This is a genomic window from Candidatus Omnitrophota bacterium (assembly GCA_028716165.1).
Classification (GTDB): Bacteria; Omnitrophota; Gorgyraeia; order JABMRG01; family JABMRG01; genus JAQUQI01.
On the sequence record JAQUQI010000002.1, the window covers coordinates 103,017 to 116,501 of the forward strand.

At 45.4% G+C, this 13,485-nt stretch carries 18 protein-coding genes; all 18 read right to left on the reverse strand.

The features are described 5' to 3' along the window. Positions 1 to 32: 32 nt before the first annotated feature. The gene (locus tag PHV77_01930; GenBank protein MDD5504055.1) at positions 33 to 269 is read right to left on the reverse strand and encodes a hypothetical protein; all 237 of its coding nucleotides are present in this window, start codon (positions 267 to 269) and stop codon (positions 33 to 35) included. A gap of 96 nt (positions 270 to 365) precedes the next feature. Continuing rightward, a complete protein-coding gene (locus PHV77_01935) occupies positions 366 to 1,598 on the reverse strand; it encodes a U32 family peptidase (GenBank protein MDD5504056.1) in 1,233 nt (410 codons plus the stop codon). Positions 1,599 to 1,612: 14 nt separating this feature from the next. After that, a complete protein-coding gene (locus PHV77_01940; GenBank protein MDD5504057.1) occupies positions 1,613 to 2,221 on the reverse strand; it encodes a nitroreductase family protein in 609 nt (202 codons plus the stop codon). A gap of 26 nt (positions 2,222 to 2,247) precedes the next feature. Further along, positions 2,248 to 2,610 (reverse strand): hypothetical protein, encoded by a 363-nt coding sequence (locus PHV77_01945; protein MDD5504058.1) that lies wholly within the window; start codon positions 2,608 to 2,610, stop codon positions 2,248 to 2,250. 34 nt (positions 2,611 to 2,644) lie between these two features. After that, entirely contained in the window at positions 2,645 to 3,268 is a 624-nt protein-coding gene (locus PHV77_01950; protein MDD5504059.1) for a bifunctional 4-hydroxy-2-oxoglutarate aldolase/2-dehydro-3-deoxy-phosphogluconate aldolase, read from the reverse strand. 11 nt (positions 3,269 to 3,279) lie between these two features. Further along, positions 3,280 to 4,230, reverse strand: coding sequence for an aldolase catalytic domain-containing protein (locus PHV77_01955; GenBank protein MDD5504060.1), 951 nt, complete (start codon positions 4,228 to 4,230; stop codon positions 3,280 to 3,282). A 146-nt stretch (positions 4,231 to 4,376) separates the two neighbouring features. Beyond that, a complete protein-coding gene (locus PHV77_01960) occupies positions 4,377 to 4,577 on the reverse strand; it encodes a cold-shock protein (protein ID MDD5504061.1) in 201 nt (66 codons plus the stop codon). Between the two features lie 369 nt (positions 4,578 to 4,946). Further along, positions 4,947 to 6,116: an iron-containing alcohol dehydrogenase gene (locus PHV77_01965; protein ID MDD5504062.1), complete on the reverse strand. Its 1,170-nt coding sequence runs from the start codon at positions 6,114 to 6,116 to the stop codon at positions 4,947 to 4,949. Positions 6,117 to 6,118: 2 nt separating this feature from the next. Beyond that, positions 6,119 to 7,336: a cation:proton antiporter gene (locus tag PHV77_01970; protein MDD5504063.1), complete on the reverse strand. Its 1,218-nt coding sequence runs from the start codon at positions 7,334 to 7,336 to the stop codon at positions 6,119 to 6,121. Positions 7,337 to 7,400: 64 nt separating this feature from the next. Next, the gene (locus PHV77_01975) at positions 7,401 to 8,600 is read right to left on the reverse strand and encodes a DUF748 domain-containing protein (protein ID MDD5504064.1); all 1,200 of its coding nucleotides are present in this window, start codon (positions 8,598 to 8,600) and stop codon (positions 7,401 to 7,403) included. Continuing rightward, a complete protein-coding gene (locus PHV77_01980; protein MDD5504065.1) occupies positions 8,597 to 9,742 on the reverse strand; it encodes a glycosyltransferase in 1,146 nt (381 codons plus the stop codon). The genes PHV77_01975 and PHV77_01980 overlap by 4 nt, the downstream gene beginning before the upstream one ends. A 106-nt stretch (positions 9,743 to 9,848) precedes the next feature. Then, entirely contained in the window at positions 9,849 to 10,460 is a 612-nt protein-coding gene (locus PHV77_01985) for a Maf family protein (GenBank protein ID MDD5504066.1), read from the reverse strand. Next, entirely contained in the window at positions 10,460 to 10,906 is a 447-nt protein-coding gene (locus tag PHV77_01990; protein ID MDD5504067.1) for a hypothetical protein, read from the reverse strand. Before PHV77_01990 ends, PHV77_01985 begins: the two co-directional genes overlap by 1 nt. Beyond that, positions 10,899 to 11,183: a hypothetical protein gene (locus PHV77_01995; protein MDD5504068.1), complete on the reverse strand. Its 285-nt coding sequence runs from the start codon at positions 11,181 to 11,183 to the stop codon at positions 10,899 to 10,901. Before PHV77_01995 ends, PHV77_01990 begins: the two co-directional genes overlap by 8 nt. Then, positions 11,180 to 11,455, reverse strand: coding sequence for a hypothetical protein (locus PHV77_02000; GenBank protein MDD5504069.1), 276 nt, complete (start codon positions 11,453 to 11,455; stop codon positions 11,180 to 11,182). Before PHV77_02000 ends, PHV77_01995 begins: the two co-directional genes overlap by 4 nt. Beyond that, entirely contained in the window at positions 11,455 to 11,952 is a 498-nt protein-coding gene (locus PHV77_02005; GenBank protein MDD5504070.1) for a nitroreductase family protein, read from the reverse strand. The genes PHV77_02000 and PHV77_02005 overlap by 1 nt, the downstream gene beginning before the upstream one ends. Positions 11,953 to 11,962: 10 nt before the next feature. Further along, complete coding sequence (locus tag PHV77_02010) at positions 11,963 to 12,493, reverse strand: hypothetical protein (protein MDD5504071.1); 531 nt, start codon at positions 12,491 to 12,493, stop codon at positions 11,963 to 11,965. A 140-nt stretch (positions 12,494 to 12,633) separates the two neighbouring features. Next, the gene (gene amrS / locus PHV77_02015) at positions 12,634 to 13,485 is read right to left on the reverse strand and encodes an AmmeMemoRadiSam system radical SAM enzyme (GenBank protein ID MDD5504072.1); all 852 of its coding nucleotides are present in this window, start codon (positions 13,483 to 13,485) and stop codon (positions 12,634 to 12,636) included.

Genomic DNA, 13,485 nt, shown 5'->3' on the forward strand with positions numbered 1-13,485 from the left:
CAACCTGCCGGCGCCTTACCGGCTGTTTTAGTTTAGTCCATATTGGAAAGGGCTTCTTGTATAATGGGCAAAAGGCACTGCATCTCGGATTTTGACACTCTGCCTAATTTGGCGAATTTTAAATTATCCTGCTGGTCCCTGGACTCTCTTGAGATCTGTATTTTTTTCGGCCCATTGTTGTAAGAATAAACGCTTACGCTTAACCTGCCATTGTCTGTTTCGCATGATTTTGTGAATAACTGCTGGTCTAAACTGCTGTCATACGGCATTTTTTCCTCCTTTTTTATTAAATGGAATATCAGCTTACATTATTGTATGCGGATTGTCAAGGGTATTTGCCGGGTTATATACTTGTGTGTTTTAAGTTAAAGGCTTTTGATGGAAAATACTTTATCATTTTTATGCGCTTTGAAGGGGACCTTTATGCCCACACGCAGGCCTGTTAACGCTGTATGCAGGGGCTTTTTTTCCGACTGCATCTCTTCTATCAGGCAATATTCGGCGGGCGTATGTTTGCCCGATATCAGTATCCTGTCTCCGATTATAAGGGGGCCTTTTTCTATCAAGACATCAGCTACGCTTATCTTTGGAAAAAAACGCATTACCCTGCCGGCGTATATCTTTTCACTGCTTTTACGCGGGCCATTGTTCAATCCCCGGGGTTTGCCAAGATAAAACCCCGCGTCCAGGCCTCTGTTATATGTTGAGTTAAGGCGTTTAAGAAGTGTTTCTTTCAATCCGTCATCCAGCCGGTGCCCATAATATGCCTCCATTGCCTCGCGATAGCAAAGAGTTGTCTCCTTGACGTATTCCGGAGAACGGTTTCTGCCTTCTATCTTGAATACATCCGCTCCTGATTCCATCATTTTTTCAAAAAAAGGCATAACGCACAGGTCCTTGGGGCTTAGCAGATAATCAGGGCCTATCCTGTAACTGCTTTCATTGTCAATGTCCTGGATAAAGAACATGCGCCTGCAGGGTTGTAGGCATTGGCCTCTGTTGGCCGATTTTTTGAACGCTTCATCCGACAAAAAACACCTGCCCGATACGCTTACACACATGGCGCCGTGTATGAATACCTCTATTTGGCATGGTATTTTCTCTTTTTCCATAAAATCAGCGCTCTCCCTTATGCTGTCAAGGCCGCACTCTCTTGCGAGGACAACTCGTTTAGCGCCCGCCAGGGCATAGTATCGCAGGGCGTTTTTATTGGCAATGCCTGCCTGCGTAGACAGATGTATGTCAAGGCCTATGTTATTTGCTATCGGAATAAGCGACATGTCCCAGCATATAACGGCATGGACACCGCATTTTTTCGCCTGGATGAGGATCTTTTCGGCTTTCTCCATCTCACGGTCAAAAATTATTGTATTAAGGGCAAGATAGCCTTTTTTATCTTTGGAACGCAAAAAATCCATCACCTTATTGAGTTCAAGTATATCAAAATTATCAGCCCCCTGCCTCATATTCAGTCCTTTAACCCCAAAATAAACACTGTCAGCTCCGGCTGTGACGGCTGTTCTAAGACAGCACCAGTTGCCCGCGGGCGCTGAAAGTTCCACCCTTTTTGGTTTTATTGACTGGATTTTTTTTCTCATGATTTACCGTTAATTCAGGTTTTCGCTTTAAAGCCATTTAAATGTGTTATGCTGTTAAGGCTTCTTTTGGGGACATTTAAGACATTATTATTATCAAGAAAATATTTAACACAGCCGTTGAATCTTACCGGCTTTGAAGGCATATTGGCCTGGCCCAGGGCTATAACAGAATCAAGGTTTATGCCTCCGGGCAGTTTGAACAGGCGCCTTAATTTTTCTTTATCAATAGCTCCCAGCCAACAGCTGGCTATATTATCCGCCTGCGCTGTCAGCATGATATTTTCCGCCGCGGCTCCTATATCACGCAGGTCAGGCGCAAGGTTTTTGGCGCCGGGTAAGGCTAATTTGGATAAATTAACGAGTATTATGATGTATGCTTTAGGCTTGTCTTTTTGACCGGGGTTTAGCCTTGGGCTAAGATATCCTGCCCATTGCAGGTGTTTGAATATTTTTTCGCGCAAGGATGCCGATGTGACAATGATAAATTCCAGTATTTGCATATTACCCGCGCTTGGCGCCAGTCTCGCGGCATTTACCATGCGCCGCAGGTTTTTTATGCCGACCGGCTTATTGCCAAAACTGCGTATTGACCTTCTGTTTAATATAGCCTCGTAGGCGTTCATATGGGCCCTTTGTTTAGGACGACGGATCATGACGCGTAAAGTATCATAAAAAACCCGCAGGCTGATTGCGCAAGCGCCATAAGCCTAAAAAAAAGAACCGGTTGTTTTCGGATAAATCCGGATATCTTTTGTGAAAATTTAGATTTTACAAAAAAGGCAAGCTTAACTATCAGGAGAACGCAGATAATTATTATGAATTTAATCCATACCCCGTCAGCCTTTAACCATATTTTTATGAATACCGCTATCAAAACAGCCGTAAAGGCAAACAGATAATTTCTTATTATTCTTTTGCTCTTTTTTTGGATACGCCAGCGTAAAATTTGCGGAAATAAAAACAGCGCAATGCCTAAGAGAAGCCATGCCCATCCGATAATCCTGATTATCATAACAACCTCTAAAAGAGCGGTTTGCCCGTTTTGCCTAATCTTTTATCGCGCGGAATAGTTCTTCTATCATCAAGAATATTTTTTTAAAATCACCCGCGGCAATCAGGTCTTTTTTGAAGATGCTTTCTCCGAAGGCAGCCGCGGAGGCCCCGCTGGCGAAATACTGCTTTATATTATCTTTATTAATGCCGCCGCAGGCGAGCAGTTCAATATGGTTAAAAGGGCCTTTGAGGTCATTAAAATATGCCGCGCCCACGGTTCTCGCGGGAAAGACCTTTACCATGGCGCATCCCGACTTGTAGGCGCCATAAACCTCCGCGGGAGTCAGCGCTCCCGGGAAATGAGGTATTGAATTTTTGGCGCAATAATCGCAAACCTCATTTATAAGGCATGGCGATACTATGAACTCTGCCCCCGCCTTCACCGCCTCGTTTAACGCGCCCGTATCCAGGACCGTTCCTGCTCCGACAAATAACCTGCCGCGGGCTTTATCGCGGGCGTGCTTTATCAAAAGAGGCGCGTCGGCCGTGTTCATTGTAATTTCAATGGCCCGCAATCCCGCCGCGGCCGATGCCTCAATTACCGGTTCAACCGCGCTGTAATGTATGCCCCGAAGTATGCCCAAAAGAGGGTATTTTTTAAAAACCGCGATATCCATGTGGCCTTGTGTTAATCAGCGGCCGTGTCTCTTACCGCTTCGTAAAATTTTCTGTAATTGTCTTTTTCGGGCGTTTTCCTGAATGCCATAGCCGCCTTGGGGTGTTCGTTAAACATGCCGGCGATGGCATATGGGATAATATAGCCCCACTCTATTGTGTTTTTGAGAGCGATGAATTCTTCGGATATTATGTCAAGCACCGGCCTGATGTCAAACTTGGGATTTTTCAGAAATCCCACAAGCAATTCAAGCGGACAGTTGCCGGCGGCCCTTCCGATGCCGTATATTGTAGCATCCATGAAATTGGCATCATGTATAATGGCCTCTATGGTATTGGCAAAGGCAAGCTGTTGGTTGTTATGCCCGTGGAATCCGATTTCTTTGGTTTTCAGCCGTGCCTTAAATTTTTTTACAAGGTCTTCGGTGGATTCCTGGTAAAGCGCGCCGAAGCTGTCAACGATATAAACCGCGTCGGCGCTTGATTCAGCTTCAATCTGGTCCAGCGCCTCATCCAGGGCCGCCCCCTGGTCCCTGGATATGGCCATTATGTTAAAAGTGGTTTCATACCCTTTCTGGGCGAAATGGTTGACCATGAATATGGCCTTATCAATGTCTTTTACATAACAGGCAACGCGTATCATGTCAACGGGGCTCTTGTCTTTTGGCTTGACATCATCAAGGTCCACCCTGCCGACGTCAACCATGACAGATATCTTTGAGCCTTTGCCCGCGAGGCCTATGACCTGTTCTATTATTTCATCCTCGCAGAACTTCCATAACCCGTATTCATTACCGGGAAACAGCCTCCTTGAGTTTTTGTATCCAAGTTCAACGTAATCAATGCCCGCCGCGGAAAGGGCGTGGTAGATTTTTTTTACGAAATCTATGCTGAAATTGTGGTTATTGATGAGCCCGCCGTCGCGGATAGTGCAGTCAAGCACCTTTATCTTGTCTCTGAACATATTGCCTCCGTTTATTTGCTTCGTGTTTCCTGATAATATACCGCTATTACGGCCCGCTTTCAAGCAAAAAAATAAAGACGGCTGTTTAGTCCAGGGTATCCTGAACCGCGCAACCGTCTTTACAAAACCGGAAATACTTTACCCGGTTATATCTTTACCACATTCTTGGCTTGTTCGCCTTTTGGGCCTTGTTCTATTTCAAACTCAACATCCTGGCCTTCTTCAAGCGACTTGTATCCCTCACCCTGAAGAGCGCTGTAATGAACGAATACGTCCTTACCGTCTTCAGGAGTAATGAAACCATAGCCTTTTTGGTTATTAAACCATTTAACTTTGCCTTTTGCCATTACTCACTAACCTCCTTTCATAAGAATTTAATGCTAGTAAATAATGGCACAGACTAAAAATCCGCAAGGCGAACTGTTTCTTTACCTTGCGGCTACAAACATTTCTACTGCCTTATTTACTTTCATTATCATTTTACTGTATTGAAGTGGTTCTGTCAACAAAAAAAACAGTTTTTCCCAAAAATTTTTTATTTTGGTATTCTTACCAGAGTTTGAGCCAAAAACAGTCGTTTCATCGTTTTGCGTCACGGCCGCGCCATCAGCGGACAAGCATTTATGTAAATGATCCTTAATGTAATTTTACCCCTAAGCCGGTAGTCTGTCAAGCGCCATCAGCAATGTTGATGAAAAAAAATGAACGCAATGCTTTTATAGCGATGTCTTGAGTATGGATAATATATCGTCTTGATCCAATGGCACAAATGAACCCAAATGAGCGTTTCTACCCGCTATGTTCTTTGCCATTTCTTCAAGTCCGCGTTCATCAATACCCATCTGCCGAAGATTAGACGGCATGCCAAGCGAATTGAAAAACTCTCTTGTTCTATCAATGGCATAGTTGGCTATCTCCGGTAAGCTGTTTCGTGTTTCAGCAGACCAGATATTCCGTCCGTAATCGGCAAACCTGCAGGCTGTTTCCTTGCTAAGCACGTGCCGCATCCAGTTTGGCACTATGACGGACAGCCCCGCGCCATGGCTGATATCATAAACAGCGCTTATCTCATGCTCTATGCCGTGAGACGACCAGTCTGTTATCCTGCCGGCGCCGAGAAGGCCGTTTAATGCCAGTGTTCCCGCCCACATGATATTCGCCCTGGCATCGTAGTTTTGTTTTTCTTTAATGACTACCGGAGCGTATTTTATGCACACATTAAGTATGCCTTCGCAGAGCCTGTCCTGGACGTCGCATGCCGGGGTGCGGCTGAAATACTGCTCAAAAACGTGGGCCATAATGTCAACAATGCCGGCGGCAGTATTAAATTCATCCACCGTAAAAGTATAGACAGGGTCTAATATCGCGAATACCGGGCGCAGTATGTCAGCGCATAGCGCCAATTTTTTCTGACGTTCTTCATGCGTAATCACCGCGTTGCCGTTTGTTTCCGTGCCCGTGGCCGCGAGGGTCAGGACACAGCCTGTGGGAAGCGTTTTTTGCGGCAGGGCCAATTTATCAAAAAAATCCCAGCAATCACCGTCATAGACAGCCCCTGCCGCTATTGTTTTTGAGGCGTCAATTACACTGCCCCCTCCCACGCCCAGGACAAGGTCTATGTTATCACGCCTGCATATCCGTATGCCTTCATAGACCGTTTTTATCCTTGGGTTTGGCCTTATGCCGGAAAGTTCAGAATAACGGATGCCGGTTTTATTTATCTGCGAAACGACGTCCTTAAACGCGGTGTATTTTTTCGCGCTTGCCTTGCCCGTTACGATAAGGACATTGCGAAAACCCCTGTTTATGATTTCGCGCGAAAGCGATTCTATCTGACCTTTTCCGAAATATACCGTTGTCGGAGAACAGTATCTGAAGTTGTCCATTATCAGGATATCTCCCCGGCCGCCTTAAGTGACAATTTGACGAAAATTGAACCGATTATTTCCGAGAGTATGGTGCCGCCGATTACCACGGCTATTATGATGTCCGCGAATCCGGAAAAAGCCGGTTCTTGTTTCATTAAAAGCCCCAGGCCCACTACAATGCCGCCGTAAGGTATTAGTCCTGCCGATGTGTATTTTTTTACGTTAGTTCCTGCCTTGGCCGCGGCCGCTCCGCAAAGCGTGCCGGCGGTTTTTCCCATTATCCTGAACGCGACAAAAAATATTATCAGCACCATGGCCGTTGGTATTACGGAAAAGTTCAACTGCATGCCGCTTACCACGAAAAACATCAGGAATATGAGCTCTTCCGTGCTTTGCTCAAGGACCTTGAATATCTTTTGCTGTATCGGGTTAAGATTCACCGCGACAACTCCCATGACCATTGTTGCCAGCAAAGCGTCAAGCTTTAATGACTCCGTGATCCCGAAGCACAGCGTTAACAGGCCCAAAAGGGCGGCGATAAGAGTGCCGTCAGGCCTTTTCTCAAGGAATATGGATATGGCATTGAGAAAAAGCCCGAAGAGTATTCCGAATCCCGCAGAACCCGCGATTATGCCGGCAGGAACCGCTATGGATTGATACAGGCTGAAGTTTGTGTGCATGGCAAAAGTGCCTGCCAATACCATGGCTATGCAGAAATTCATGATGCCGACCGCGTCATCCAGTGCTGATACGCCGAGTATTGTTGACGTAACATCGCCTTTGGCATTGTATTCATGCGTTATGGCAAGCGCTGGCGTAGGATCAGTCGGCGAAGCTATACACCCTATCAGTATGCTGAAAGGTATATATGTATTAAACCAGCCTATGCCGGGCCCTTTTAAAAACAATTGCGTCAGCGCGAGGAAACCGAATGTGACAAAAAGGAAAGCGAACTGCGCTTCAAGTATCGTTATCCAGAGTATGCCCTTTCCGAGCTTTTTAAGGTTTGCCAGGGACAGTGTCCCGCCGATGGAAAACGTTATGAAGCATAAAGCGAGGTTTATGACGAGATTAGTCGCCTTCGCGGCCGCGTGGGGCATAAACTTCATTATGTCCGGGTTTAACAATATGCCCGCCAATATAAAACCCGTGACCCTTGGAAGGCCTGCCTTTTGTGCCAGCTCGCCGCAAATAAAACCGACGACAACAATAATGCCGATTGCCAATACCGGATTCATTTAATTCCCCCGAATTAATGCGGCCGAAACAACTGCCCCGCGCTTGATTAACGCCCGCGAAAAGTTAAAGGCCTTTTATGGCGTTAATTACACGGCTCAAGACGGATTCATCTTCCTTCGGCTGTTCTCCTTCCGCCTCCTCGTCCTTTCCCGAAATAACGCCCGCTATTTTGTCTATGACCATGTATGCCAGGGCCTGCTTTGTTTTTGGGCCTAAGTAAAATTCAGGCTTATCAATAGCGCCTTTTACCTTAAAGTCAAAAAGGATATCGCCTTGTTCCGAAGAAAAATAACTATACAGGTCATCCGCCCCGGACGGCCAGAATCTGTTGAAGCCGTGGTTTTTTTTATTTTCCAATTCAAGGTTTGAAAATACCAGTTCATTTGAAGAATCTATGAGCTCATTATCAATATTGATCACAAGCCTGCCGCTTACTGTGCCGGCGTGAAATATGAACGGAGAAAATTCATCATAATAAGGGCCGAACGATTTTATATCGGCATTTTTTATATTTATATTATTGTTTAATACCGGATGAGATTTGGAAAAATCATACATTGCCGACAGCGATAGTATCCGGCCCGGCTCGTTGTTTATAATGCCTGACCCGTCAAAATTAATTGAGCTTATATCACGCCCCCCGCGTTTTAAAACCGCGCTTGCCTTCGCGCTTATCTTTTCCACGCTGGCCCTATAGCCTTCGCTGTCAATAAAATAATCGTTAAAGAAAACGGCGCCATTATCTATGTCAAAGACGGGTTCCAGGCGCAAAAGCTGATTTATGTCAATCTTAGGCGCAAAAAAGCCCGCCGCGCGGGCGGTTATATTTGCCCATATTCCGACGGCACTCTTGCCGTGGTTTTTGCTATTTAAAACAGCCTCCATTTTTGCGGCGTTGAACAGGCCTAAGCTGTTTTTCTCAAGAAACACCTTTACGCCCGAGGCCTTAATGTTTTTTAGCGTGATGCCGCTCAATATATTCCGGCTGTCGGTCTGCTCATAGGATAAACTGATGTTTTCTATCTGTAGAAAAATATCGTTTTTAAACCCGTAAGGATTGGCTACCGTAAGGCCTTTAGCAGTAATCAAGCGATTTGGCATATCAAGGCTTAATTCCTGTATCCGGGCATAGCTGGGTATGGACGCGCGTATTATCCTGTCCAGGCCGGCATTAAGCAATTTTTGCCTTTCGGCATAGGCATAAATGCCTAAAGCTATGGCAAGGGCTGTGATAATCGCGCATATGGCGAAAAATGCCTTCATCGCAGGGCAAGCTCCGCGGTTATGTCTTTAATGATGTCATAGGCCGCCCTGGGTTTGGATACGTATTCTAAATGCCCGCGCATTATTGCCAGCCTTCTTTTATTGGTGAGCAGGTCGGCAATTTTTTTGCCGCCTGTTTCCATATCGTGTATTCTTATGGCCACGCCTGATTCAAGCAGATAATCGGAGTTTCTTTGTTCCTGTCCGGGTATAGGGTCTATGACAGCCATTAAAGTCTTGCTTGCCAAAACCTCGGATGTGGTAAGCCCGCCGGGCTTAGATATCACGATATCAGAGGCTGCCATGAATTCATGCATATTGTCAACTATGCCGAAGACGGAAATTTTTTTGTTTTTTAAGCCCTTGGCAATTTGTTTCATCTTAAGCTCAAGTAATTTATTTTTTCCCGCCAGGACTATTATATGGCAATAGTCGTCCACATCCTTAAAAGATTCCAGCAGTTGTTCATAGCCGCGCAGGTTATATCTGCCGCTTATCATAAGCGCGCAGGGCGCCTCCTGGTCAATGCCCAATTTTTCGCGCAGGACCTGCTTATTATAATCAGCCGCGAACAAAGGGCTGACAGGTATGCCCGATATCAGTATATTATTTTCCGCGATATTATGCAGTCTTAACAGCCTCTTTTCGCCCTCGCTTGCCACGTAGTATTTATAAACATGTTTATTGATCCATAGGGCGTGCACGGCGAAATCGGTTACCACGCAGAAAAACGGTATATCAAACAGTTTCAGGCTTTTTAAACTTCCGAGCGCGTCCCATCCCAAAAAATGCGTGAATATGATACCGTCTGGCTTGAACTCTTTTACGTATTTTAACAAAGGGGCAAGATGCATATTGCCGACAGCATGGTGCAGGCGGGTTGTTATAGTAGGCGTTTTGAATTTATAAGAACGGTCATAAAGATAGCCCCACAATTCCGGTATTCTTTTTACTATCTGAAGATAACTGCCTTTATAGAATTTTTTAAAATACGACGGAGTATAGTCAAGTATATCTATGGCCTCCGCGCCGGTATAACCGTTTTCCAGGCATACGGCTTTTAAGGCCTTTGCCGCCTGCATGTGGCCTGCCCCTGCCGAGGCATAAAGCATAAGCAATTTTGGTTTCTTATCACCCGTCATAAATACCACCTCCGGAATTATTATATTAAAAAACCGGCTGACATTAAAGTTAAATCAGCCGGTTATGAATTATTTTAAACCGCGAACAAACGCGGGCCTGGCATGCCTATGAATGAAGTCCGCGCCCGCGCGCTTTACAGAAATCAAGAATATTAAGCCCTATCTTTTCAAAAAGTTTGTTCAAGAGCCCCATAGGCAGGCCTAAAATATTGAAATACGAACCCCTGATATCGTCATAAAGTATTGATCCTATGCCTTCTATTGAAAATCCTCCAGCCTTGTCATATGGTTTTAAGGCGTTAAAATACCTGACAAGCTCTTCTTGCCGGAGCTTTTGGGCGTATAAATAACTTGTTTCTGCCCCGCACGCTTTTTTACCGGAAGGCGTATCCAAAACGCAGACTCCGGAGCAGATGGCCAGTTTCTTACCGCTGAAATCACGGAAAAGTTTTTTTGCCTCTTCTTTGCCCTCCGGCTTGCCTATGAGCTTTTTGCCCGACATGACAAGGGTATCTGCCGCGATAATGATATTATTTTTGTGTATTTTAGCGCAGGCAAGGGCTTTTCTACGGGCGTTTTCCGTCACATTCCATCGTAACGGGCGGTTTTGACAATGGGCCTCTTCGGCATTGGTAATATGAATTTTGTGCCGTATCCCGCAGGAAAAAAGTATTTGAGACCGCCTCTTTGAACCTGATGCCAGGATTACGGTTTTCATCAGCGGGGCCCGTTGTTTTCATGTTTCAGGCACGAGTCCGGAATCCACGCCTTTTCAATTCCTACGGCTGTTTCCGTGTAGCGGGATGTGTAAAGAAACTTTATCTCTTTCCAGAGGCTTGCTTCAAATTCCCGCTTCTGGCCGGTCAGGACAACTATGGTGTCAGGCGCAAGCTGTGTCATCTTGGCCCCGCCGGGGTAATTATATACGGTTATGTCCATGTCCATATACAGCCCGTCGCCTGTATGGACCTTACCGTTTACCAATGCCGTCGGATGGTCCTTAACCAACTGCTCATACTCTTCATTGAGCTTTCTGTCAGAACTGTATCGCCTGATGCCTGTAAGCATTGATTCCCATGTTTCTTGCGAGCCCGATGTCACGGCGCCTGACACGGCAGGAAACAGAGCAATCAAAAGGACGGATAATAATATCAGTTTAATCATTCTTTTCGCGTCCTCGGCGCGGATTGCGGTATATTAACACGATAGCAAACGTTATTGTAAACAATATAAAATTTGATATGGTAAAAGAACGCAAAACTATTTCATCCGTGACAAGTCCGTGCGGGAGCATAAGCAGTAATGATGTCCATACCCCCGCGCCCCATAACAGGCTGATATCTTCCGCGGACTTTCTTTTTATGACGCGCGCGATAAGCGGTATATTCCAGAAAGGAAGCATTATGCCGGCGATTAGAGATATTACCGCGAGTAAACTCATTGTCTTCTCTCCAAATACGCGCAGTTTTCGGGCAGAGCGTCTTTTTTTATAAGTTCTTTAATATGCACGCAAGTAAACTCTTTTCCGGATATTGTTTTGCGCCTGCCCAGCCTGTTCGCGTATGTATTGCACGCGTAAACACTTTCGCCAATTTTTTCAAGGTGCGCGCACGGATCATCCGGTATGCCGCAGCATCTGCCGCACCTTAAGCATAACGATTCATGTTCTTTTTCTTTCAATTCCAGATACGCGGCATAATTGTCCGTGTCCATTAAAACGTTTCCCAATGGATAACGCTGTCAAGGGCTCTTTTCTTTTTGCCCGGGGCTTGTTTTTTGGACGGAATACCCAGCGATATGATGCTTACCAGTTTATGGCCTTTTGGGCAGTTCAAGAGGCGTTCAATAACAGCGGCATAGTCTTTTTTATCTCCGGCTATCCAGCAGGCCCCTATGCCGGAATCAGATGCCATAAGCAGTATATTCTCACTGGCGGCGGAGCAGTCTTCAATATAGTATTTGGTGTCTTGCGAAAATACTACAATAGCGGCGGCGGCGTTTTTGATAAATGCTCCGTTTGGCGCGAGCCGTGATATTTCATCAAGTGTTTTTTGCTGTTGGATTATCACAAAGTCCCACGGCTCAACGCCTCTGGCAGTGGGCGCGAACCTGGCCGCGTCAACAAGCTTTTTTAAAAGCCCGCGGGGGACGGCCTTTTTGGCGTATTCCCTGACGCTTCTTCTTTTCTTTATCGCCTTAAATGTCTGCATGGTATGCGCCTTATGATGACCTTCTTTTTCTGTCAATATCGTCTAATATGTTTTTGATGTCTCTGTCTGCCGACCGCGCGGCCATATTGCAGATGTAAATAAGAACGGAGAATTGCCAGCAATCCTCGGGCCCCATAATAAGGCCGGTATGCACGTCTTCTCTTTTCTGTAATTTTTGCCTGAATTTATCCTCGGCCTTTTTGAGGCTTGCTTCCATCACGTCCAGAGACTGGACCGTATTGTTATATTTGTATGACGGAAAGCGTATGCCTCTTATGAACAGAAAGTTTGTGACCATAGATTCCGTGGTGTCCATTTCTTCTTCAAACTTGAAGCCTTCAAAATACGGCATATTGCCCGGAAGTATTATGGCGGGTTTTTCGGCATAGACCTTGCCTTTTCTTACCACGGTATCACCTATGTTGACCGCTGATTCAGCCAGAAATATATAAGGCATTTCAGTGGTCGCGAAGGTAAGAAGCGGCTGTATCCTCGGCCTTACTATCTCGGTTTTTTTAAGGGCTTTTTCCCATCTATCCATAATGTCCATTAATAATCCGTGTTTAATTGTGAAATTATATTCTATAGAAAATCAGAGTTTTGTCAACCTTAATTAAAAAATCAGCCGGCATAATGCTGCAAAAAAATTACTTTTACGTGTTTTGGCGGCGCCTGCCATTATCACACATTGCCAAGATAAATATTTTTAAGGCCCTGCCCCGCGCCTATTAGCCTTGCCTCTTCCATTATCTCTACAGGTGTAATAACATCATCAAGCATTTTGTAATCGGGATGAAACCTGCTTATGTGCCAGGGCATGTTTTTATCAATGCCGGCTAAAAAAGAGGCCATATCGCGCAGTTCATCGTAAGAATCGTTTTTACCGGGGATAAGAAGGGTTGTTATTTCTATCCATATGCCTTTAGCCTTCATCCTCTCTATGGTGTCAAGCACGGGTTTGAGGCTCGCCCCGCAAAGGTTTCGGTAAAAATTTTCATTAAAAGATTTCAGATCAATATTCGCGGCGTCAAGATAGGGGCTTATGGTATCAAGGGCCTCTTTGCTCATATATCCGTTGGTAACGTATATGTTATACAGGCCCTCTTGCTTTGCCAGTTTGGCTGTCTCATAAGAGTATTCAAAGAATACCGTAGGTTCCGTATATGTGTAAGAAATGGACGCGCAGGCGGACTCTTTTGCCGCTTTTACTATCTCGTAAGGGGCAAGGCTTGCCGGCGCTTTAGGGTATCGGGCCGTTTGCTGGGATATTTGCCAGTTTTGACAGAACATGCATTTAAAATTACACCCGTACGCGGCAATGGAGAATGTCATTGTTTTAGGTAAGAAATGATAAAGCGGTTTTTTCTCAACCGGGTCTATATTCGCCGCCGCCGCTTCGCCATAAGCAAATGTGAAAAGCCTGCCGTCTGTATTTTTTCTCTGTCCGCATATTCCGAACGCGCCGGGTTTTATCCTGCAATAATGGGCGCAGAGACGGCATTGGATACAGCCGTCAAGATTTTTGAAAAACAT

Excerpts from the sequence above, each read along its gene's own strand:
- PHV77_01930 (MDD5504055.1), bottom strand. The coding sequence starts at position 269 with ATGCCGTATGACAGCAGTTTAGACCAGCAGTTATTCACAAAATCATGC.
- PHV77_01935 (MDD5504056.1), bottom strand. The coding sequence starts at position 1,598 with ATGAGAAAAAAAATCCAGTCAATAAAACCAAAAAGGGTGGAACTTTCA.
- PHV77_01940 (MDD5504057.1), bottom strand. The coding sequence starts at position 2,221 with ATGAACGCCTACGAGGCTATATTAAACAGAAGGTCAATACGCAGTTTT.
- PHV77_01945 (MDD5504058.1), bottom strand. The coding sequence starts at position 2,610 with ATGATAATCAGGATTATCGGATGGGCATGGCTTCTCTTAGGCATTGCG.
- PHV77_01950 (MDD5504059.1), bottom strand. The coding sequence starts at position 3,268 with ATGGATATCGCGGTTTTTAAAAAATACCCTCTTTTGGGCATACTTCGG.
- PHV77_01955 (MDD5504060.1), bottom strand. The coding sequence starts at position 4,230 with ATGTTCAGAGACAAGATAAAGGTGCTTGACTGCACTATCCGCGACGGC.
- PHV77_01960 (MDD5504061.1), bottom strand. The coding sequence starts at position 4,577 with ATGGCAAAAGGCAAAGTTAAATGGTTTAATAACCAAAAAGGCTATGGT.
- PHV77_01965 (MDD5504062.1), bottom strand. The coding sequence starts at position 6,116 with ATGGACAACTTCAGATACTGTTCTCCGACAACGGTATATTTCGGAAAA.
- PHV77_01970 (MDD5504063.1), bottom strand. The coding sequence starts at position 7,336 with ATGAATCCGGTATTGGCAATCGGCATTATTGTTGTCGTCGGTTTTATT.
- PHV77_01975 (MDD5504064.1), bottom strand. The coding sequence starts at position 8,600 with ATGAAGGCATTTTTCGCCATATGCGCGATTATCACAGCCCTTGCCATA.
- PHV77_01980 (MDD5504065.1), bottom strand. The coding sequence starts at position 9,742 with ATGACGGGTGATAAGAAACCAAAATTGCTTATGCTTTATGCCTCGGCA.
- PHV77_01985 (MDD5504066.1), bottom strand. The coding sequence starts at position 10,460 with ATGAAAACCGTAATCCTGGCATCAGGTTCAAAGAGGCGGTCTCAAATA.
- PHV77_01990 (MDD5504067.1), bottom strand. The coding sequence starts at position 10,906 with ATGATTAAACTGATATTATTATCCGTCCTTTTGATTGCTCTGTTTCCT.
- PHV77_01995 (MDD5504068.1), bottom strand. The coding sequence starts at position 11,183 with ATGAGTTTACTCGCGGTAATATCTCTAATCGCCGGCATAATGCTTCCT.
- PHV77_02000 (MDD5504069.1), bottom strand. The coding sequence starts at position 11,455 with ATGGACACGGACAATTATGCCGCGTATCTGGAATTGAAAGAAAAAGAA.
- PHV77_02005 (MDD5504070.1), bottom strand. The coding sequence starts at position 11,952 with ATGCAGACATTTAAGGCGATAAAGAAAAGAAGAAGCGTCAGGGAATAC.
- PHV77_02010 (MDD5504071.1), bottom strand. The coding sequence starts at position 12,493 with ATGGATAGATGGGAAAAAGCCCTTAAAAAAACCGAGATAGTAAGGCCG.
- amrS (MDD5504072.1), bottom strand. The coding sequence starts at position 13,485 with ATGTTTTTCAAAAATCTTGACGGCTGTATCCAATGCCGTCTCTGCGCC.